The sequence below is a fragment of the Flavobacterium sp. Leaf82 genome (assembly GCF_001422725.1).
Classification (GTDB): Bacteria; Bacteroidota; Bacteroidia; order Flavobacteriales; family Flavobacteriaceae; genus Flavobacterium.
Genome location: NZ_LMMA01000023.1, coordinates 292,795 through 314,822, shown reverse-complemented (window position 1 = coordinate 314,822; position 22,028 = coordinate 292,795). Strand labels below are relative to the sequence as shown.

18 protein-coding genes and 1 pseudogene are annotated in these 22,028 nt (G+C 34.1%); 4 read left to right on the top strand and 15 right to left on the bottom strand.

Annotation, left to right across the window (positions count from 1 at the left end; genetic code table 11):
* Window positions 1-88: 88 nt before the first annotated feature.
* Window positions 89-799 (top strand): Crp/Fnr family transcriptional regulator, encoded by a 711-nt coding sequence (locus ASF10_RS13745; RefSeq protein ID WP_056250162.1) that lies wholly within the window; start codon window positions 89-91, stop codon window positions 797-799.
* A gap of 103 nt (window positions 800-902) precedes the next feature.
* Here ASF10_RS13745 and ASF10_RS13740 read toward each other — a convergent pair whose 3' ends face one another.
* The 10 genes and pseudogenes from ASF10_RS13740 to nirB form a co-directional block, all read right to left on the bottom strand.
* Window positions 903-1,673 carry an alpha/beta hydrolase gene (locus ASF10_RS13740; RefSeq protein WP_056250161.1) on the bottom strand — a complete coding sequence of 257 codons (771 nt, stop codon included), beginning with the start codon at window positions 1,671-1,673 and terminating at the stop codon, window positions 903-905.
* Between the two features lie 255 nt (window positions 1,674-1,928).
* Window positions 1,929-2,553 (bottom strand): annotated as a pseudogene (locus ASF10_RS13735) (class I SAM-dependent methyltransferase).
* Between the two features lie 3 nt (window positions 2,554-2,556).
* Complete coding sequence (locus ASF10_RS13730) at window positions 2,557-3,270, bottom strand: endonuclease/exonuclease/phosphatase family protein (protein WP_056250159.1); 714 nt, start codon at window positions 3,268-3,270, stop codon at window positions 2,557-2,559.
* Window positions 3,271-3,461: 191 nt separating this feature from the next.
* Window positions 3,462-4,724 carry an alginate export family protein gene (locus ASF10_RS13725; protein WP_056250157.1) on the bottom strand — a complete coding sequence of 421 codons (1,263 nt, stop codon included), beginning with the start codon at window positions 4,722-4,724 and terminating at the stop codon, window positions 3,462-3,464.
* A gap of 97 nt (window positions 4,725-4,821) precedes the next feature.
* Window positions 4,822-6,300 carry an MFS transporter gene (locus tag ASF10_RS13720; protein WP_056250155.1) on the bottom strand — a complete coding sequence of 493 codons (1,479 nt, stop codon included), beginning with the start codon at window positions 6,298-6,300 and terminating at the stop codon, window positions 4,822-4,824.
* A gap of 95 nt (window positions 6,301-6,395) precedes the next feature.
* Window positions 6,396-7,055: a response regulator transcription factor gene (locus ASF10_RS13715; protein ID WP_056250153.1), complete on the bottom strand. Its 660-nt coding sequence runs from the start codon at window positions 7,053-7,055 to the stop codon at window positions 6,396-6,398.
* A gap of 697 nt (window positions 7,056-7,752) precedes the next feature.
* On the bottom strand, window positions 7,753-9,558 hold the full coding sequence (locus tag ASF10_RS13710; protein WP_056250151.1) for an ATP-binding protein: 1,806 nt from the start codon (window positions 9,556-9,558) through the stop codon (window positions 7,753-7,755).
* A 69-nt stretch (window positions 9,559-9,627) separates the two neighbouring features.
* Entirely contained in the window at window positions 9,628-10,212 is a 585-nt protein-coding gene (locus tag ASF10_RS13705) for a DUF4202 domain-containing protein (RefSeq protein ID WP_056250150.1), read from the bottom strand.
* Window positions 10,213-10,342: 130 nt separating this feature from the next.
* Window positions 10,343-10,720 (bottom strand): nitrite reductase small subunit NirD, encoded by a 378-nt coding sequence (gene nirD, locus ASF10_RS13700; protein WP_056250402.1) that lies wholly within the window; start codon window positions 10,718-10,720, stop codon window positions 10,343-10,345.
* Window positions 10,721-11,056: 336 nt separating this feature from the next.
* Window positions 11,057-13,570, bottom strand: a complete 2,514-nt coding sequence (gene nirB / locus ASF10_RS13695; RefSeq protein ID WP_056250148.1) for a nitrite reductase large subunit NirB — start codon at window positions 13,568-13,570, stop codon at window positions 11,057-11,059.
* 267 nt (window positions 13,571-13,837) lie between these two features.
* Between nirB and ASF10_RS13690 the strand changes: the two genes are divergently transcribed.
* Window positions 13,838-14,620 carry an META domain-containing protein gene (locus ASF10_RS13690; protein ID WP_056250146.1) on the top strand — a complete coding sequence of 261 codons (783 nt, stop codon included), beginning with the start codon at window positions 13,838-13,840 and terminating at the stop codon, window positions 14,618-14,620.
* 272 nt (window positions 14,621-14,892) lie between these two features.
* Here the strand turns inward: ASF10_RS13690 and ASF10_RS13685 are convergent, their stop codons facing one another.
* Window positions 14,893-16,173: a DUF2130 domain-containing protein gene (locus ASF10_RS13685; RefSeq protein ID WP_056250145.1), complete on the bottom strand. Its 1,281-nt coding sequence runs from the start codon at window positions 16,171-16,173 to the stop codon at window positions 14,893-14,895.
* Window positions 16,174-16,525: 352 nt separating this feature from the next.
* Window positions 16,526-17,407, bottom strand: coding sequence for a LysR family transcriptional regulator (locus ASF10_RS13680; RefSeq protein ID WP_056250143.1), 882 nt, complete (start codon window positions 17,405-17,407; stop codon window positions 16,526-16,528).
* A 319-nt stretch (window positions 17,408-17,726) separates the two neighbouring features.
* Between ASF10_RS13680 and ASF10_RS13675 the strand changes: the two genes are divergently transcribed.
* Complete coding sequence (locus ASF10_RS13675) at window positions 17,727-18,434, top strand: class I SAM-dependent methyltransferase (RefSeq protein WP_056250141.1); 708 nt, start codon at window positions 17,727-17,729, stop codon at window positions 18,432-18,434.
* 188 nt (window positions 18,435-18,622) lie between these two features.
* Here ASF10_RS13675 and ASF10_RS13670 read toward each other — a convergent pair whose 3' ends face one another.
* The 3 genes from ASF10_RS13670 to ASF10_RS13655 form a co-directional block, all read right to left on the bottom strand.
* Window positions 18,623-18,901: a putative quinol monooxygenase gene (locus ASF10_RS13670; RefSeq protein WP_056250139.1), complete on the bottom strand. Its 279-nt coding sequence runs from the start codon at window positions 18,899-18,901 to the stop codon at window positions 18,623-18,625.
* Between the two features lie 2 nt (window positions 18,902-18,903).
* Window positions 18,904-19,509 (bottom strand): NAD(P)H-dependent oxidoreductase, encoded by a 606-nt coding sequence (locus ASF10_RS13665; RefSeq protein ID WP_056250137.1) that lies wholly within the window; start codon window positions 19,507-19,509, stop codon window positions 18,904-18,906.
* A gap of 482 nt (window positions 19,510-19,991) precedes the next feature.
* Window positions 19,992-20,978, bottom strand: coding sequence for an aldo/keto reductase (locus tag ASF10_RS13655; protein ID WP_056250134.1), 987 nt, complete (start codon window positions 20,976-20,978; stop codon window positions 19,992-19,994).
* 118 nt (window positions 20,979-21,096) lie between these two features.
* On the opposite strand from ASF10_RS13655, the gene ASF10_RS13650 reads away from it, so the two are divergent.
* A complete protein-coding gene (locus tag ASF10_RS13650; RefSeq protein WP_056250132.1) occupies window positions 21,097-21,942 on the top strand; it encodes an AraC family transcriptional regulator in 846 nt (281 codons plus the stop codon).
* The last annotated feature ends 86 nt before the right edge of the window (window positions 21,943-22,028 follow it).

The following is a 22,028-nucleotide window of genomic DNA, read 5'->3' as shown; positions in this document are numbered from 1 at the left end:
AATACTTATTTTTATAATTTATTTTTCTACTTTTGATTAAAATAGAAGAGAAACAACTACTTAGTGTTAATGCATCAAATTTGAAACAATGAATGAGGAGCAACCTATTTGTTATACTTGCATCAATGAAAATTGTTTTATTAAAAAACATTTGCATTTAGAAAAGATGAAAGAATATGTTTTAAGAAAGCAGACTTTTATTTGCAAAAAAGCGAATCCTTTTATTACAGAAGGCGACGTTATAAAAGGACTTTATTTTATTTGTTCCGGGAAAGTTAAAACGATAAAAACCGGAATAAACGGCAGGGAACAAATTGTTCGATTAACAAAAAATGGAGACACAGTTGGTTTTCGTGGATTTGGAACCAGTAAAAAATATCTGATTGGTGCCTCTGCATTAGAAGATACCGTTTTGTGTAATTTTAGCAATGAAACGATGTTAGAAATTCTTCAGAATGTTCCTGAATTTACGTATGCTTTGATGTTGTTTTATGCCGATGAACTGAATAAAAGTGAAAACAATATTCGCAAAATTGCTCATATGAATGTTCGTGAACGTGTAATCGATTTGTTGCTGTACATTCATCGAAAATTTGGGCAAATAAATGACTTAATTGATATTGAACTTTCGAGAAAAGAAATTGCTGATTTTGCCGGAACCACCGAAGAGCAGGCAATTCGCGTACTTTCAAATCTTAAAAAAGAAATGCTTATTAAAACCGTCGGAAAAAAAATTGGGATTTTGGATGTTTCTAAATTACGTTCTGAAATTATGGAACATAAATATCTTGTTATTTAATTTTAGCTTCATAAAAACAACAATTTTTCAGCATTTTTTTGTTCTGAAAACATTCTAGAGACGCACAAAAGTGTATTTCTTTTGTACGTCTCTTTTGTGCCATTTATAAATTAGAGTACCAATTTAATATATAATCTGCGATTTCTTCCCATCCTTTTTCACCACAAATAAAATGACTTTTCTCGTCATAAATTTTCACATCGACTTTGCTGTTGGGATCTTTGTATTGCGCTGCAATTTTCTTGGTTAAGACTGGCGGAAATATATTGTCTTTTCCTCCGCCAATAAACAAAATAGGCTGATGTGGTTTTTTAAAATCTGCATTTGAAAAAGATTTTAATAATGTTTCGCGTCCAATTTTTCTACTTTCAGGGACGGCAATTAAATCATAAGCTTTGTCTTGCTCCGGTTTTGGGAGAGTATTAAAAAAGGCACGATTGTACCAGTCTCTTGATCCTAAGTAATATCCTTTACTGGAGAAAAAGTTTACTGCAGGCCAAACTATTTTTACTGTTGAAAGTGGTGGAAAAACATTTTTAGGAGGCGCTCCATTAATACTTACTGCGGCATCTGCTTTGCCTAAATCTATCAGTTTTTGAACGGCTAATCCTGCCATTGAATGTCCAATTACAAGAGGTTTCTCCGGTAAAGTATCTATGAGTTTTGCAATATTTAGCACCACATCTATAAAGCCGGTTTCAACAAGATCCGGATGAATATTTTCTCGAAGTTTGCCTGGATCGCCGGAGTGCCCCGGGTTTGCAGGTGCATAAACGGTATACCCTTTTTGCTCATAATAATTTTTCCATTCTGACCAGCTACTATCATTCACGAACATTCCGTGTACTAATACAATTGTTTTTGATTTTGCCATTATTAAAGTTGTTTAAAATTTATACTAATTTTAGAATAGGGCAATGCAAAATGAAACAACCTTTTTTAATTTAGGCTGCCGCTTGTGATAGTTTGTTTTTTGTACTAAAATACAAATAAAAGTTTTATTTTAACAATTGAGAAAAATTTAAATAACTGTATTATAGTTAGTTATTTGTTTAGAGGGGGAATTGTGTAGAGATGCACAGGAAGTATGAGTTTTTTGTGCATCTCTACGAAACGTTATTGAAGTAGATTATTTTTTCTTGCCAACAAATCGAATAACAGAACCTTTTCCGTTATGGAATAATCCTTCATTTAATTCGATTTCTTTTTCTTCCAGCTGGATGATTTCGTAATCAGGAAAATCAGATTGTATTTCTTCAATAGAAAATAAGGATTCAATATCTTTTGGTCCGCCAACTTTATCGTTTACAGCCAGATATTCTAAATGTTTTTTGCTGAAAGCTTCAAAAATAATGATTCCGCCTTTGCGTAAATAAGTTTCTAATGTTTTGTGAATAGAAGATTTAACAGTTGCCGGAAAGTGTGCATAAATTAAGGCAATAACATCAAATTGCTGAGATTGATAGTTTAGGGTTTCTAATTCTCCAACCTGATAATCTAATTTTACATTGTTTGCTTGAGCCAGTTTTATGGCTTTGTTTTTTCCCTCGGCACTAATATCAAACGCTGCAACTTGCCAACCCAATTTGGCTGCAAAAACGGCATTACGACCTTCGCCTTCAGCGGGAAAAAAGAATGCTTCCTGTTTTTAGTTTTTCTAATTGTTCTTTTAAATAATTGTTGGGTTCTTCGCCATAAGCAAATTCCTCGCTGCTGTAGCGATCGTTCCATCTGTCTGTCCAGGTGTTGTTCATAGTTTATATATTGAATTTAATTATTAAAGGTTTATGATCGCTGTGCAAAGTCCAATCCTGATAACTTCCTATTGCTACACTTTCTAAAGTTTCAATGAAATCATTTGATGCAAAACAGTAGTCAAGATGATAAGGCTTGTTTTCATGCCGATACATATATAGAGTTGGATGTTGTTCTTTTCCCTGAATTTGGTTGTAATATTTATGATAAGTACTAAAAATCTTTTTTGATCCTAATTTGTCCACAACAGTTGAATGATTTCCTTCTCGTCGTGGTTTGTCCCAAATCGTATTGCTATTAAAATCGCCAATTAAAATCGTTCCTGTTTCTTTAATCAGATCTTCATAAAAGTTAATGGCTTTCCAGACCTGAGTGACATAAGCTCCATCTTTATCTCCGGGATTATTCGCCCAAACGGCAAATAAGGTAAAATCTACTTTACCGCCAGTAACAGCAATGGGCAAAATATTTTTGAAATTTGGGTTATGACAATCCAATAATTCAAATCGATAATCGCTATAGGAGAAAACGCCAAGTCCTTTATGCGGGTTTGTTCCGTACCACAGCATATCTGTTGGTAATTGTATGGTGTCAGGGAATTTAAGTTTTTCAGGACTTTCACACTCAGAAATTACAGCAATATCAGGATTGAAAGCCAAAATAAATTCGGCTTTTTTTCTGAACGCCATATTACAATTCCAAGCTATGATTTTCATTGGGATATGTTGTTTATACGGTTAACAGAGTCCAATTGGGTCGGGAGTTTGATTAACGAAGAAAAAGGATAAATCCTATATCAAATATACCCCAAATTAAAACATAAAAAGCTTTACTGTATACATAAAAAAATACCCTTTTTCGAAATGAGAAAAAGGGTAAAATTATAGTACTATATTTTAGGAAAACGCTATTTCTTCCAGGTGAAAATTCTAGGATTAACAGAAATCATTAACCATGCCCAATTGTTAGTATGACCGGCATCTCCGGGAGCTTTTAAAAACTCTAAAGTTTTAGTGCCAAACATTTGAGAATAACCTCCGGTAAGCGTGATTTCTTTTTTGAAATTAAATCCGGCAGTAAAGTCAACCTCAGTTCCTAAATAAGAATCCATTTTTTCATTTAAAGGTGTTACGACATCAGCAGCAGACAAGAAAACATGCGGAATCAAAGCAAATTGCCATTTTTTTACGTTGTAGTTCAGTTTAAGAAAAGCATCTTGCAAACCTACACTGTTTAAGTGATTTCCAACATAAAAATAATCCATGTAACCATTAAAACCATGATTGGTTCCAAAGATTGGGTTAAAAGATTTAATTACTGTACTGCCGTCGTTTGTATCTTTTCCGGATAGAAATTCATAACCCAGACCGGCCTTAAATGAATCTGTTACATTATATCCTACGTTTAATGCCGCATTCCATGCACTTACTTGTCTGTCTGTGCTTTTTCCGGTTTGACCGTAAAAGCTTAAGTTACTGTCGATTTTTGCAGTTTTATAAGTTAGATATGTTCCAAAAGTCTGTTTGTAATCTACTAATAATTTTGTCTCCGGATTTGCATATTCATATCCTGTGTTAAGAAGCAATAAACTTACACCTAAATCACTTACTGTAGTATGATACCAGGCATATTGCATGGCTTTATAATTAGCTACAGTATATGGAGTCTGAAAAGTGTTTTCGGCAGTTGAGTTGTAGGCTAATCCCATATCCAGCTGATGGTTTTTTGGGTGAAAAGAAACCAGCAATGCATCATGGCTTTGACCTTGTTGTCCCCAGTCCATTTCTCCCATAATACGTTGATTATCGTACGAAAGCACCTGACGTCCCATTCTCGCGCTCCATTTTTCAGTTAGATCATATTGTGCCCATGCTTCAAAAACGGCCACACCATTTTTATCTGCGGTTGCAGTTGTTGGCACGTCTCCCCACGTTCTGGTATTCTGGAAAGTTAATTTTACAGTTAATTGATCTTGTTTGTAATTAAAGTTTAATCGGGAACGTTGCGAAATTTGTGATGTTCCTTCCTGACCCTCAGGAATCAGTGTTTTATATCCGTTGCGGTATTCAAAACGTGGTCTGATCTGTAAATTTACATCCAGTTCCTGCGCCTGAATATCAAAGCTTATCCCCACTAATACTAAAAACAGAATTATTTTTAACTTTTTCATAATTGGTTTTTTAAATGGGTGTAAATTTATAAGAAAAATACTCCATCATGCATGATAAAAATCATTTTTATTTTTTTTGATTGAATTTGTTTTTAATTTATTGTGTATCAATGAGCTTAGATAATTTGGGTTGTTTCACATTCATCATTTTTGTGATTGTATAATGCATCCAAATCAAACAAATTGCTGAAAACACTAATATGAAAATCCATGAACTGGACCAAATTCCGGTTGCAGTGAGTAAATATCCAAAAATTATTGGACCAAAAAAACCTCCGAGTCCCCCAATCATGCCAACCATTCCGCCAACGACTCCAACTTCAGTAGGGAAATATTCAGGAATATGTTTGTAAACAGCAGCTTTTCCAATTCCCCATGAAATCCCGATTAGAATTACCAAAACCAGAAAAACCCACATATTCGCATCAAATTTAATTACTGTAATTCCTTTTGCGAGTAATTCCTTTTTCTTCACTGTTTGATTTTGTGATACTACAACTTGCTGCCAGGATGTACTTGTTGGAAAAATACTGCTTTCGCTGAGGTTTTCTTTCTTTTGGGCAACTGTAAAATCGGTTTCTCCAATTTTAATTGTATTGTTTGATATAGCAGTTACAGTTCCTTTTTTAGTTGCTAAAACACCCGGACCTGTAGTGGTAATTTCCATTTTGGGAATCATTAATAAAGCACTTAAAATTACTGATGAACTTAAAACCCAATACATCACTTTTCTGGCTCCAAATTTATCTGATAAGTACCCTCCAAACGCTCTGATTACTCCGGATGGTAAACTAAAAAGTGTTGCGAACAAACCACCCATTACCAGACTGGTTTGATAAACGTTCATAAAATTAGGTAATAACCATTGCGAATACGCAACAAAACATCCGAAGACTAAAAAGTAATACGCTCCAAAACGCCAGACTCTTGCTGATTTTAAGGAAGTAAGCATTTGATAAACACTTTTTGTGTTATTTTCTATTTTTTTGTTTTTAGCAAAAATCAAAAAGGCAACGCCAATTACCAACAAAGAAATTGCATAAATAACAGGCAATATTTTCCAGCCATTTTGAGGGTCGTCAACAGAGAAATGATTTAATAGAGAAGGAGCCAAAAAGGTTGTTATTGCCGCGCCGGCATTTCCCATCCCAAAAATTCCCAGAGCGCGTCCTTGCCATTCTTTTGGATACCAGATCGAAGTATAACCAATTCCTACTGCAAAGCTTGTTCCTACCATTCCGAAGAAAAAACTCAATAAGGCAAACATAAAAAAACTGTCAGCATAAGGAAGAAGGAATAACGGAATCGAGCAGAGGAGAAGCAAAAGTGAAAAAACATATTTTCCGCCAAATTTATCGGTTAGAATTCCAATTGGCAGGCGCATAACAGAACCTGTTAGTATTGGAATACCCAGAAGCCACCCAACCTGAACAACGCTCCAATGGAAAATTCCGTTATCGACTAAAAAGGTAACTAAAACACCGTTTAATGTCCAGCACGCAAAACACACTGTAAAAGCCAATGTGTTCAAAATTAAAATTCTGTGAGATTGAGATAATGAATTTGTAGTTTTCATAGCACTTATATTTTTTGATAAAAATAAGTACTATAACTTAGTTAAAAACTGCTAAAACGCAGTTTTACAAAAATAATTACGTATTAATACGTAATTTATAATAAAGAATATTCAGTTGCTTTATTAGAGAGTTCCATCAAGTTTTTTACTTTTAACTTTTTCATCAGGTTAAAACGATGTACTTCGGCAGTACGCTTACTGATATCAAGAGCTTCGGCGATTTCTTTGTTTCCTTTTCCGGATAATAAAAGGGCAAGGATTTCTTTTTCTCTTTTGGTAATCATCATTTCTTCGCCCAAATTTTGTTTAGGTTCTAATGATGTGGATGCGTTTGTTAATTGACTAATTAATATAGAGGAGATATCGCCACTAAAATATTTTCCGCCGGCAGCAACCGTATGCAAAGCTTTTAGAAATTCTTCTTTGCTTGAGCCTTTTAATAAATAACCATCGGCTCCTGCTTTTATGGACTTTAATACGTATTCTTCAGATTCGTGCATAGAAAGCATGATGATCTTTACGTTATTATTTTCGCTTCTAAGTTTTTCTACTACCTCAATACCGGTTAAGTTTGGCATACGAATATCTACTATAAGTAAATCTGGTTTGCTGGCTGCAACCACTTCAAGAGCATCTGCACCATCAATAGCTTCGCCTGCAACCTCGATATTTGCTTCGTTTTCAAGTAATGATTTAATTCCATCTCTTACAAAAACATGATCATCTGCCAATACTACACGAATGATATTACTCATAATTTACTTAAGTTTTATTTTGGATATTTACGTATATTCATCTATAAAAAAGACGCTAATATACGTAATTTTTATATTTGAAATCTATAAAATTTCAGATTCTAATATTAAAATTTCATTAAAAAATTAAGTTTCGAATTGTCAGGCTGAGCTTTTTGACAAAGTTTGTCATTTCGAGGAACGAGAAATCACACTCGGGAATCGACAAAGATTAGTGATTTTGATAGCGTTCCTTCGACTTCGCTCAGGATGACAAGATTGAGGATGTTCTTGTGTAAACTTTGCCAAAGTTTTACACAAACTTTGTCATTTCGAGGAACGAGAAATCACACTCGGAAATCGACAAAGAATAGTGATTTTGATTGCGGTCCTTCGACTTCGCTCAGGATAACAAATAGTGCTTTAAAAATTTAAAAAGTGGTATTATAACCTAATTCATCTTCTGGAAAAGATTGTCCGCGAGAGGGATGGGAGCTGGCTACCGAAGTAGCGCGTACAGCCCGACAGCATTGCGATAAGAGGGCGAATAAGCGCAAAGAAAATTAGCCCTCTTATCGCGATGGTGGCTCGCCCAAATAAATGAGATAATTAGATAATTAGATAATTTGAAAATGAGATAATGATTTTTAGGTTTTAAAACCTGTTAGGTTTATGTGCGTTAATTATCTAATTGACATATTCTCTAATTTTCTAATTCTCAAATAGGAATATTAAAAGTAATTCTGGTTCCTTCTCCCGGAATAGAATTGATAAAAACACGACCGTTTACGTATTGAATTCTTTCTTTCATAAACAATAATCCCATTCCGGATTCGCTGTTGCGTTTTTTATCAACAGCATGAATATCAAAGCCTTTTCCGTTGTCGTCGACAATAATACTCAACAAAGTATTGCTGTGCGAAAGCTGCACAATAATGTGTGATGACTCTGCATATTTGATCGCATTATTGATCGCTTCCTGAGTAAGGCGGTAAATATTAATTTCGATTAAAGAATCTAAACGCTGATTAAAGTCGGTTTTGTTATAAAACAGAATTTCTTTTCCGGTTAGTTTGGAAAGTTCCTGAGTAAGCTTTGCCAGAGAAGAAACAATGCCATGATCGCTCAATTCCGGTGGCATTAAATTGAAAGTTGCCGTGCGGACACCTTTGATAATATCAAGCGATAATTTCTTGAGATATTCGATTTTTTGAGCTGATTTTTCTCTGTCATCGAGATTGATGCTTTCTAAACTAAACTTTAAACCAGTAAGCATTTGCCCAATTCCGTCGTGAATTTCTTTAGCGATTCGGTTTTGCTCATTTTCCTGATTTTCAACAATTTTACTTGAAATGACCTTTTGCTGATTGATTTTTTCGGTACTGTTTTCAATATTCAGACGTTCTACTTCCCGTTGTGCTTTTTTGCGTTCCGTAATGTTAAAACAAATAATTAAAAGCTCTGATTCTTCTTTTTTAATCGTTACCGGAACCATCGATAAGTCGAGCCAAAAAGTCTGTGCTTCTTTATTAATTATTTTAATTTCGCCTTGCCAGCCACTTCGATGTTTCTCAAAGATAATTCGGTCGATATTGATTTGTTCTTTCTCGTCAGTTGTTAGAACTTCAGAGAATTTTTTGTTGGATGAAAAGCGGGTATAGTTTAATAGCTTGGCAAATTTTTCTCCAATATGTATAATCGAACCATCAGGCGCAATACGGCAATAAAGCAGCGTATTTTCCATGGCGTAATTAAGGGATTTTAATTCTTTTACCGAATTTTCTTTTATTTCACTAATAATTTCTGTGTCATAGGCGAGTTTCAAAGCTTTCTTTTCGGATGATAAAAGTTTGGCAATTAGCTTCTCGATTTTTTTATTGGTAGGTTTAAAAATAAAGAAAAACTCCATTAACAAAACAAAAAGTGTAAAGGCAAAAATCCAATATTCTATTTTGCGTTGTTCGGTTACTTTTTCGTGCGCTTCAATATCATACTGACTCACTATTTGATTCATTTTCGAAAGAAAAACGCCTTCGTTTTTTAGAATAATCTGAACCATTTTTTGATTTTCTGATACCTTGTTTTTTTGTTTTAAATTTAAAAGAAAAGAATCGGTTGATTGACTGATAATGCTGAAAACCGGATTAATTTCCTGATACAATTTATTGAGGGTTTCGCTTTTTTCTTTTGGAAAAGCCAAACTATCATTGCCATTTTCAAGTGCATTTTGAGTTGTTTTCCAAAGTTGTAAAACGTTGTTTAAATGCGAAATTTGTTTTTGTGAAATAGTATCCGAAACATAATTTAAAATCAGCACTTCTTTGACAATTTTCTGGCTTAACATTCTTTGTTTACCGGAAATATTGATGATTTTAGAATCATTTAATTGCTGTTTCAGATTATACTGAACCAAAATCTGACTTAAAATAACGGTTATAGCAATAGTCCAAAGTGCAAAAAAATACCAACGGCGTAAATTTTTGAAAGTGATTTTATCTGCAGCTTCCTGATTGCTTTTTTTCATTCGAAGATAATGTTTGTCTTTTTAGCGGAAAATATAATTCGCTTTTGGCTTATTCATGTCAAAATCAAATTACAATCCCAAAGAAGCTTTTATCAAATTTAAGTTTTCTTCTGAATAGTTGATTTTCAAAGCTTCCTGATGTCCTTTGTCAGACATTTTATCCCAGGTTTTTTTGATGATGTTTTTTAGTTTTTCATCATCGTGTTTGTGTACAAAAGGATCTAAGTAATATTCTAAAAATACCAAACAAATAATGTCTTCAAGAAGTTGTGTTTCGGCATCTTTTTTTAGTAGTTTCTTTTCGATCAAAAAAGAAACACGATCAATAAAGTCCTGATTGTATCCTGCTTTTTCTAAGATTTCGGCAGTAGTTTTGGCGTGAAATTTTTTAAGATCTTCTCTCCATCTCAAATATCCTACGCGATCCATTGGGTAAGATTCGCGAGCCACTTTCCATCGGCAAATATGTTGGGCTTTTGAGGCAATCTGAATTTGTTCTGAAGCTTCAGGTTCAAATTGCATGAGTCTCTCGTACATTCGGTTCGAGTACAATAATTCTTTTGGATATTCGGTATTTTGATCGATTTCGATATTCGGATCCTGAGCGTTTTCAGCATCAATCCATTCGCTTGCTTTTTGAAAAGGTGTAGTCATTTTTGGTTGGATAATAGAATTTCAAAGATACGTAAATTAGTAGAAAAGTCGAAAGTGAGATGAAAGAAGCAAGAAGCAAGACTTGAAAAACTTTTATCATCTTGCTTCTTGTTTCTTCCCTCTTAAAATTCTAATCTAGAAAACCTACAAATACTTCGTTTTCAATAACTTTAATCGGATAAGTTGCTATTTTGAAATCGTCCCCGTTTAAATTTGAACCATCCACTAGCGAAAAGGTTTTTTTATGCATTGGGCAGGCAATTTTCGGGATATCATCCGTAGATCCTGTCATTCCTCTAGCCAGAACCATTTCCATTTTATGCGGACAGGCATTTTGGCAAGCGTACCATTCGTTGCGACGCGCAAAATTGAAAATCGCAATTTGTTTGTTTTTGTATTTAATGCAGCCGCCACGATTGGTTGGGAAATCTTCTACTTTTCCGGCTTTGAACCAAATTGTTGCCTCATTTGGGTGAACTGTTGTGTATTGATTTAAGATTTCTTCCATTTTAATAAGTTTTGTGCTTCTGTTTCTTATCCCTCTTTTTACAATCAAGAGAGTTTGATGGCGCAGTAAAAAAGAGGGTAAGAGGACAGCAAACGTTTTGTGATATTTATTTTGTTTTTTGGAGCTTATATTTTTCACGCAGATTTTATTTTTAATCATTTTAATCCTTTAATCTGTGGCTATTATTTTTAACACATAGTAACATAGACTTTTGGTTTTTTAGAAAAAGAAATTGGAAAGAAACCAGTTTCTCACACATAGCTATGTTTGTTAATGCAAGTGAAACGCCTTTATTAAGTTTTCAGAATCTATGTTTCTATGTGTTTAAAAATATGTTTAAGTCCAGGCTTTTGGTGCTTTTTGATCTCGTAACGGAACAAAAACAACATTATCATCTTTCTCTTCAGAGTTTACAAAATGATTGAAGCGTTTTAATAATCTTGGTTTTTCTAATACTTGTTTCCATTCGCATTCGAAAGTATTTACTAAGGTTTGCATTTCGGCTTCAAGAGTTTCACAGATTCCAAGACTGTCTTCGATAATTACTTCTTTTAAATATTCCAGACCTCCGTCGAGTTTTTCTAACCAGGTTGCAGTTCGAATCAACGGACCGGCAGTACGGATATAATACATTAAAAAACGATCCAGATATTTGATAACGGTTTCTTTATTAATTTTTTCGGCTAGTAAAACGGCATGTTTTGGATTTGCACCGCCATTTCCGGCGATATATAAATTCCATCCGCCTTCAACGGCGATAAGTCCAAAATCTTTACCTCTGGCTTCGGCACATTCACGAATACAAGCCGAAACGCCGCCTTTAAGTTTATGCGGAGAGCGAATTCCTTTATATCTGTTTTCTAATTCTATGGCAAATCCGGCGCTGTCATCCATTCCGTAGCGACACCACGCATTTCCAACACAGCTTTTTACGGCACGAAGCGATTTTCCGTAAGCGTGACCACTTTCAAAACCATTATCGATTAAGATTTTCCATATTTTAGGTAAATCACTCAAATGCGCTCCAAATAAATCTACACGTTGGGCTCCGGTAATTTTGGTATACAAATCAAATTGTTTGGCAACTTCACCAATCACGATTAATTTTTCGGCAGTAATTTCTCCTCCGGCAACTCTAGGCACTACAGAATAAGTTCCGTTACGCTGAATATTAGCCAGAAATCTATCGTTTGTATCTTGCGTAGTTACGTGTTTATTTGCCGTATCATTATAAATACTGGAGAAAATAGAAGCCACAACAGGTTTACAAACTTCACAGCCATCACCTTTGCCGTGATGATCAATTACATCATAGAAATTCTCATATTTATTGATTTTAACCAAATCAAATAATTCCTGACGGTTATAACTAAAATGCTCACAGATTACCTCTTTTATTTCTTTTCCTAAAGATTTTTGAGTGGCTTTTACCAAATCAGAAACCATTGGTTTACAACCTCCACAGCCTGAAGTTGCTTTGGTATGTTTAACAACATCTGAGAAACTCGAACAGGTTTCGTCAAGAAGCGAACAACAAATCGAACCTTTGGTAACATTTTCGCAAGAACAAATTACGGCAGTATCCGGTAAATCAAGAACACTACCTAAACTGGAACCTTCAGAACCGTCTCTCGAACCTAAAATAAGATCTTCAGGATTTTTTGGTAATGTCATTGCATTGCTAAAAATCTGAAAAAGGGAATTATAATCACTTGAATCACCAACGAGAATTCCGCCTAATAAAGTTTTAGAATCCTTAGTAACGTTGATTCTTTTGTAAATTCCGCTTAACTTATTCTCGTATATAATAGCGGTAACATTTTCGTTTTCTACGAAAGGATCACCAAAACTCGCCACTTCGACACCAATTAATTTTAACTGAGTTGACATATCGATGGTTTCTCTCATGGTTTTAGAACCATTTAAAATTTGCTCTGCAGCAACATCCGCCATTTCGTAACCCGGAGCAACAAGTCCGTAAATGTTTTGGTTGTAAAGCGCCACTTCGCCAATCGCATAAATAGAAGGATCTGATGTTTGCATTTGATTGTTTACCACAACACCGCCTCTTAAACCCACTTCAAGTCCTGAAACCCGAGCTAATTCGTCGCGAGGTTTAATTCCGGCAGATATAACCAACATATCAACTTTTAACAAATCGTCATCGGCAAACATCATTCCTGTTATATATTCTTTTCCATCAATATATTGAGTGGCTTTGTTAAGATGAATGCCAATATTTAACTCTTCTATTTTAGATTGCAGCATATCGCTTGCGCCTTTGTCTAATTGTCTGGGCATCAAACGCGGAGCAAATTCGACTACATGAGGATTAAGCCCTAAATCACGAACAGCTTTTGCGGCTTCAAGACCTAATAAACCTCCGCCTAAAACTGCGGCTTCTGTTGCACCTTTTTGTTTTATTTTTTTTGCATACGCCATAATTGCATCCAGATCCTCGATAGTTCTGTATACAAAAACACCTTCTTTTTCGACTCCGTCAATAGGAGGAACAAATGCCGAAGATCCCGTAGCAAGAACTAAGTAATCGTACGTATGTGTTTTTTCTAAATGCGTATGTATTGTTTTTTCTTTACGATTAATATCTGTAATTAATTCAGAAGTATTGAGAGTAATATTGTTTTCTGCGTACCATTCGCTTGTTGATAATGATAAATCATCTGCAGTTTTACCTCCAAAGTACTCGCTTAAATGAACACGATCATAAGCACGTCTTGGTTCTTCACCAAAAACGGTAATCTGATACTTTTCATGTCCCGATTTTGCAACAAATTTTTCGCAAAATTTATAACCAACCATGCCGTTTCCAACTACTATTACTCTAATCATGATTTCTTTAATTAAGTATTACTACGCAAATATAAGTATTTATACTTATTTAAATACTTAAGTAATTTAATTTTTTTTGAATTATAGCGCATCATAATTACGTAATTTGTCTTGATCTTATACGTAGTGCGGTTTTTGAATGATTAGAGCTGAAATATTTATTATAAATTTGAAAAGATTCTAAATAAGCATTTCGAAAAAATGTCGTAAATTCATAAGAATTTTACATATGTTTTATTTAAATGAAATATTCTTAACATAAATTCTATGAAAAAAGCACTTTCATTATTGCTATTACTATCATTAATAGTAGGTTGTAAATCTACAGCCGGCAAAATTTCAGATAAAAAAGAAACCACTTCTGAGTACGGAACTCAGGAAGATCAAATGAAATATTATTTTACAGCAACCGGAAATGAGCCATTTTGGGTATTAAAAATGGGAATAGATGGCATTGAGTTTACTTCTTTAATTTCCGGAAAAGAAAAACTCACTTTCCCTGCAACCGAAGTTATAAGAGCCATGGATGCTAATATAAAAATGTACAAAGTAAGTAATGAAACATCAAGTGCAACAATTACGATTCAGCAATTAGAATGTCAAAATTCGATGTCCGGAGCAATTTCTCCTTATAAAGTTTCGATTGAAATTAAAAATAATGCTGAACTTGCTTTTACAAAATTAGGCGGATGCGGAAATTATAATACAGATTATCGCCTTCATGATATTTGGGTTTTAGAAGAACTAAACGGATTTAAAGTATTTCCTACTGATTTTCAAAGAGAATTGCCACGTCTTGAAATTAACTCTTCTGAAAATAAATTTATGGGTTATGGAGGTTGTAATGCAATTAGCGGTACTATTTTTTATGAAAAAGATTTATTGAGATTTACAAAAGTAATTGCGACTGAGATGGCTTGTGGCGCAGGAAATAAGGAAAATCAACTTATAAAAGCGCTGCAAAGTATAACAACTTATTCTATTGGAGATAATAGACTGACGCTTTCTAATCCTTCAGGCAAACTTTTGGTTTTTAGAAAAGTAGATTAGAACCTATTCAGTTAATATGTCTTAATTTGTTTAAGAAAGGTTAATTACTAAAGAAATTAAATATTTAAGGCTTCGCTAATTATTAGGGAAGCCTTTTTTTGATTTTGTTATTACAAGTAACCAATCTCATTTGCTGTATCAACTAATGTCAATATTAGTGTGGTTGCTTCGTTCCTCGCAATGACAAATATTAAGCAAAAAATATAAAAATCAGCGTAAATCCGCGTTTTCGCATTAGCGAATCCGTCTAATCCGCGTGCCATTTCACGCTGCTATTCCAATAATTCTTTAGGATCTTCTTTATCTTCCTCAATAAAATCAAGTTCTAAAGCTCGTACAGTTTGTACCGCGTTTCCGGCAATACCACGAATCGATCCGTACATTCCTAAGGTATTATGGACTACTTTTTCGATTTGTTTTTCGCGTTGTTTCCAGATACGCTGCATTGCTCTTTTTTCGGCATCAAGATCTCCTTGCATTTGCGTAAAACCTTCAACGATTCCTTCAATCTGTAAACGGAATTCATTGCTTGTTAGAAAATCATACAACATCGACATTTTATCGCCTTTGTTTTCCTGCGCCTGAACAGCCTGACTAATCTGAATTAAAGATTGACGCAAAACGGCACTTAGCCCTTTAAATTCCTCATAAGTACAAATCCATATTCCGTCGCGCATTCCCATTCTGTCCATTCCGGCTGGCATAACTTCTGTAACCAAAACTCCAATATTGGCTCTTTTTGTTCTGATATCGTTTTTAAATTTCTCAATCCATGAAGGCTGAAAAGCTTTGGTACGTTTACTTTCGTAATATATAGAGCCACAATTTTGCAGTTCGCGCGTGTTTACAATCTGAAGACAATCTGCTCCGTTTGCACCTTTTTTAATCTCATCGATGCTATCAAGCGGAAAGTTGTTTGCCAGCCATTCTTCGATTGCCAGCTCCATTACTTCGCCTTGCAATTGCATAGAACCTTGTTCTTGCTTGCGTTTCATTTCTTCGATCAGCTTTTTTTGATCGTCAGATTGCTTTTGGTATTCTTTGATTTTTAGCTCATTTTTTTCTTCCTCTTGTTTACGGATTTTATCACGTTCCAGAACCAAAGTTGCATTTAATTGCTTTTGAGCTTCGGCTTCAATTGCTTCTTTCATCTCCAGTTTTTCACGCTGAAGTTTCGCAATCTCACCTGTCATTTTATTTAGTTCTCGAAGTTTCTCTGATTTCTCTGAAAGTTCTTTTTCCATCGAAAGTAAACGATCTTTATTTTCTTCTTCGAGTTTGGTTTTTAGTTTTTCGGTAATTTCTTTTTCGGCTACCTTTTTTTCACGGTCCAAACGTTCAGCAAAAAGTTCATTTTCCTGTTTCTTTTTGGCTTCAAATTCGGTTTTTGCCTTTTCGAATTGCTCATTTTTAAGTTCCAATTCTCTGGACTGAGCATTGGCTTTTTGTTGAAATTCTTTGCGTATACTATCTTCCAGTTGATGTTTCAGAATGTCATTTACGTCGATAGTAGTTCCGCAATTTGGACACTGAATTGAAGATTGCTCTGCCATTTTTATTGATTTTATTGAGTAGAATTATAATTTGCTAAGGTATTTAAAAATTGAGGTTTTTTTGCCACGAATTCCTCGAATTTTCACGAATTGTTTTGTGTTTTTGATTTATTAATCGCGCAAAGTCGCAGAGTCGCAAAGTTTTTTTGTTTTACGCATATTTTGCATATTGGGCAGATTTTTTTAATCATTTTAATCTTTTAATCTGTGGCTTTAAAGTAGAATCTTTGCGCCTCTGCGACTTTGCGTGATTATTTTTTATAGTATGCAATTTAAGCACTTATAAAAACTAATTCTTACGGATTTCCATATTAAAAATAATTCGAGAAAATTTGTGCAATTCGTGGCAACTCTACCTTTTAAAATTCAATAAAAAATCAACAGCTACTTTCGTAATTTCAGATTCATCTTCTTTTGAGGTAATCAACGAAACATCCGTATACAAATTGACTTTTTTTAATTCGATAAAACCAATTTCGGGATCGTGATTATTCTTAGCAATATTAGACGGAACAATCGAAATTCCCAAGCCATTTTTAACCAATTGTACAATCGAATTGATGTTGTTGGATTCATGAACTACTTTTGGTGTAAAACCATAAAATGCGCAAAGTTCCAGTAAAACTTCGTGATAATGTGGTGCATAATCCTTGTTGAAAAATACAAATGTTTCGTCTTTTAGATTTGGGATCTCTTTCTCAGAATTAATCTGAATTATGCTTTTGTTATAAACAACTGAAAATCCGTCCTGAAACCACAATTGCGATTTTATTTTGGGAGATTTTACAGGAGACCGAATAATTCCCAGTTCAATTTTTCCTTTTTCTAAAGCATCTAATTGTTTGGTTGTGGAGACTTCAAAAAGTTTGAAATTAACATATGGAAATTGGTCTGTCAAGTGTTTAATCAAATCTGAAATCACAGCAGAATAAATAGAACTGATGTATGCAATTCTAAATTCTCCGGAAACATTTTCTGAGATTTTTTTCGTTTTTACAGAAATGCGTTCCAAATTCTGAAAAAGTTCTCGCACTTCCTTTTCAAAATATTTTCCTGCTTCGGTTAGTTCTACTTTTTTATTGTTTCGGATAAAAAGTTTCGCCTGAATTTCGTTTTCCAATTCCATAATTTGTCGGCTCAAAGGAGGTTGAGAAATAAAAAGTTTTTCAGCGGCTTTTGTAAAGTTTAATTCTTCGGCTACAGCCAAAAAATATTTCAGGTGTCGTAATTCCATAAATACCTATTAAGTATTGATAATTGACAAAATAAGTATTTTTGAAGTATATATCAAAGTTATAGTTTTGATAAAAAAATGGATTGCCCACGGATGACACGGATTTAACTGGTTTGCACGGATTTTTTATTTTTCTGTAAGCTAAAAAATATGCCAAAGATTAAAGGATTTACAAAGATTTCTTTGAGCATAATTAAATTTAAAAAATCATTTGAATCATTTTAATCTGTGGCAAAAAATAAACACAGTGTATCAAAAGAAATCAGCGTAAACCCGCTCAATCCGTTAAAACCCGTGGGCCAATAAAAAACAAAAAACTATGAAAAAATCAACCATTACAGAAATTAAAGAACGTTTTGATAAAGACGTTGAACGATTTTCGAATTTAGAAACGGGACAAGTTGCTACAATAGACGCTACAATCTCGTTAGAATTAATTACAGAAGCTTCTAAAAGAATTGTTCCCAATGCTAAAAATGTTTTGGATATCGGCTGCGGAGCGGGGAATTATACTTTAAAAATGTTATCAAAAAGCCCTAATCTAAATTGCACTTTGGTCGATTTGAGTTTACCTATGTTAGACAGGGCTTTTGAAAGAGTTGCAAAAGAAACTAACGGAAGGGTAGAAGTGAAGCAAGGAGATATTCGAGAAGTAGATTTGCCGGAAAATCATTTTGACATTATTCTTGCCGGAGCTGTTTTGCATCATTTGCGCGATGACGAGGATTGGGAAACAACGTTTACTAAAATATTCAAATTATTGAAACCTGGCGGATGTTTTATGATTTCAGATTTAATTACGCAGGATACTGAATTATTAAACGAATATACCTGGCAACGTTACGGTGAATATTTAGAAGGAATTGGCGGTGCACAATATCGTCAGAATGTATTTGATTATATCGAAAAAGAAGATACACCACGCTCCATGAATTACCAGTTGGATTTAATGAAGAAAGTAGGTTTTAAAAGCGTTGAAATTTTGCATAAGAATATGTGTTTCGGTGCTTTTGGCGGGATCAAATAGTTACTTGCCGCGAATTTCACGAATGAACACGAATTATTTATTTTAAATTTAAAAAGGTTTGCCACGAATTTGCTTCGCATGTTCGCTATCGCTCGGGTCACAAATCTACACGAATTTTAAGCATCAAGAGTAAGTAATAAATTAGTGAAAATTAGTGAAAATTAGTGAAATTCGTGGCAAAAAACTTTTTAAAGAATTTGTACTGTTTTATAAACCTGAATTGGTGATGCAACTAAACTTTCGCTTTTGCCAATAAAATCCAGTAAATAAGGTTGATTATTATGGATGTCAAGACCGGGTTGATCTTTCCATTCTTCCCAAATAATGAAAACATTTTCACTATGGTGAAGGTCGTAACGAGCGCAAGCTTCTTCTTTTCTGGTTTCGGTAACCAAATGATTCAGCATGTTTTTAACTTGTTCTGTATTTTCGGGTTTGCTTTTGAAAATTGCTGTAATTGAGATCATAATTATAAGTTTTTAAAGATTTGTTCTAAATGTTTAGTGTAGTTTTCCTTAAAGATACCAATGTTCTCTGCGGTGGCACCTTTTTCGACGTCGTGAAAATGGAATCCGTCCAGTTTTTCCATACCTACAAATTTATTCATTTTATGGAAACCAAACATAGCTCCGTCATCTACAGATGTTTCTTCAAAAAATTCTCCCGGAATTGTAAATGCGGTTGCAGGCGCATTCCAACTTGTGGTTAACATATATTTGCGTCCGTGCAAAAGTCCGCCGGTTCCGTAATTAATGTCTGGATTTGTTCTTGTTCGTCCGTCACTTTTGTAAATTCCTTTATTGTGTCCGGCAGTAAAAACGTCATCGATGTATTTTTTAAAAAGATTTGGTAATTGAAACCACCAAACTGGCGTGTGATAAATTACAATATCTGCCCAAACGAATTTTTCGACTTCTTTGTCCAAGTCAATTTCTTCTTTTATACTGGTTGTTTTAATTTCGAATTGCTTGCTGTTTGTCAGGTATTCGATTGTCCAATCGGTAACAGTTTGATTGAATCTTCCGCCTGAATGTGCAAAATTTTGTCCTCCGTTGATGATAAATATTTTCTTCATAATTGTAATGTTCTTATGTATTCGTGATTTTGTGTGAGGGATAGCAGTGAAAATCCTTTTTTGTAAATTTTTTCTATTTATGAAAAAGATTGTAACGAATAGCCCGACCCGCTTTTTCTGCGGGTCACACCCAAATTATTATTCTTATTTTAATTTTTTGAGTATAATTTTTAAACACATAGAGACATAGATTTTTCTTTTCTGGAAAAGGGAATTGAAAGAAACTAGTTTCTAACACATAGTTTTCAAAGTTTGTTATTCCGATTTCTATGATTAAAGCAAATCTTTTTTCAGGAGCTAATCCCGCTATACGTTTCAATCTTTTCCTGGCTAAAGAAGCCAGAAAAAGGATTTCCACTTCTATCGGGGCTAAAAAACACCAAGTTTGTCATTTCGACAAGATTGTGCTGACTATGTTTGTTAATGCAAGTGAAACGCCTTTTTTAAGATTACTAAAAGCTATGTTTCTATGTGTTTAAATATTATTTTAATTTTGAAATTGCCTGATTAATGAAATCTAATTCAGAAACTGATAAGTCAAAATCTAATGTTTTTGCGTTAGAAATGGCTTGCTCTGCGTTTCTGGCTCCGGCTAAAACAATGGTAATTCCTTTTTGTAAAGTCGTCCAACGTAATACTAATTGCGAAATTGAGATGTGTTTTGCGTTTGCCAATGAACTTAATTCTTCTACCAAAGTTTTTACTTTTTGAAGATCAAACTGACCAAAATATCCGTTTCTGTGATCGTTATCTTTTAATTTGGAGTCTGTGAAATATTTTCCGGTTAATAAACCTCTTTCCATCGGGCTGTAAGCAATGATCCCGATATTTTCTGCAATTGTTAGTGGAACTAAATCAGTTTGAATCGCTTGGTTCAGCATACTAAACGGAACTTGATTTGATGCTAATTGTATTGTTTTTTGTGCTTCTTTAATTTGGTCTGCGCTATAATTACTAACTCCGCCTGCTCTGATTTTACCTTGTTGAATCAAGGTTTCAAGCGCTTCCATTGTTTCCTGAATTGAAGTTGTAGCGTCTGGCCAGTGAATTTGTAATAAGTCGATATAATCTGTTTGAAGGCGTTTTAAACTTTCTTCGACTTCTTTTATGATGTTGCTTTTTGATGCGTATTTGTAAACCGGGATTTTTTTTTCGTTGTCTTCGGCATCAAAAAAGAATTCTCCTTTTCCTTGATTGCTTCCGTCCCAAACTAAACCAAATTTGGTTAATAATTGAACTTTTGAACGATCTTTTGATTTTAAAGCTTCTCCAATCATTTCTTCGCTTAATCCAAATCCGTAGAAAGGAGCGGTGTCGATTGTAGTTACGCCATGATCGATCGATGCGTGAATAGAATCGATTGAATCTTTCTTTTCGTTTCCGCCCCACATGTTTCCGCCAATGGCAAATGCACCGTATGTAATAGTTGATAATTCAAGTTCAGTATTGCCTAATTTTCTATATTCCATAATCTTATATTTTAATGCTTAAAAATTGTTTGGCAAAATTATACCATATTTACGACTGTTGAGTTGTATATATTTGTCTTTTTTATGTAATTTTGTAGCCGAATTAATAAATAGTATTATGAAGAAAGAAAATTTATACGAACCTTTTACGGTTTCTTTTGAAACGCTGGATGAATATCCGGATGTTGGAGATCGTCATAATTTCTTTGAATTGGTTTATATTTTAGAAGGAACAGGAAGACAATGTATCAACAAAAATATTTTTGAATATGATGCGGGACATATGTTTTTATTGACGCCCGAGGATTGTCACAATTTTACGATTGAGACCAAAACGAAGTTTTTCTTTTTGAGATTTAATGATATTTATTTAAAGAATTCGAGTTTGCAGAATGAGAATATTCAGCGTCTGGAATATATTTTACAAAATGCAAATCATCAGCCTGGGTGTATTTTAAAAAATGATGCTGATAAATGTTTGGTAAAAGTAATGGTTGAAGCGATTATTAGGGAACATCAGGATAAAGATGTTTATAATAAAGAATTGATTCAGCAATTGGTAAATACACTGATTATTGTGGTTGCACGAAATATTGCGAAGTACTTGCCGGAACAGGTAAATATTGGTTGTGAGGCGAAAGCGATGGATATCTTGCAATATATTCAGAATAATATCTATTATCCGGAAAGAATTAAAGCGGAATCGATTAGTGATTATTTTGGAATCTCGAATACGTATTTAGGACGTTATTTTAAGAAACACGCAAACGAAACGATGCAGCAATATATTAGTAATTATAAAACGAAACTAATCGAGCATCGTTTGCAGTTTAGTGATAAACGGATCAACGAAATTGCGTATGAATTTGGTTTTACGGATGAAAGCCACTTTAATAAATTCTTTAAGAAACAAAGAGGGAATAGTCCATCTGAGTTTAGAAAAGTGATTCGAATTAGTGCGTGATGATGGCACGCGGATGACACGGATTCGCAAGCGAAAACACGTATTATCGCGGATTTTTTTTCACTGATTTCTTGATTAAAATGATT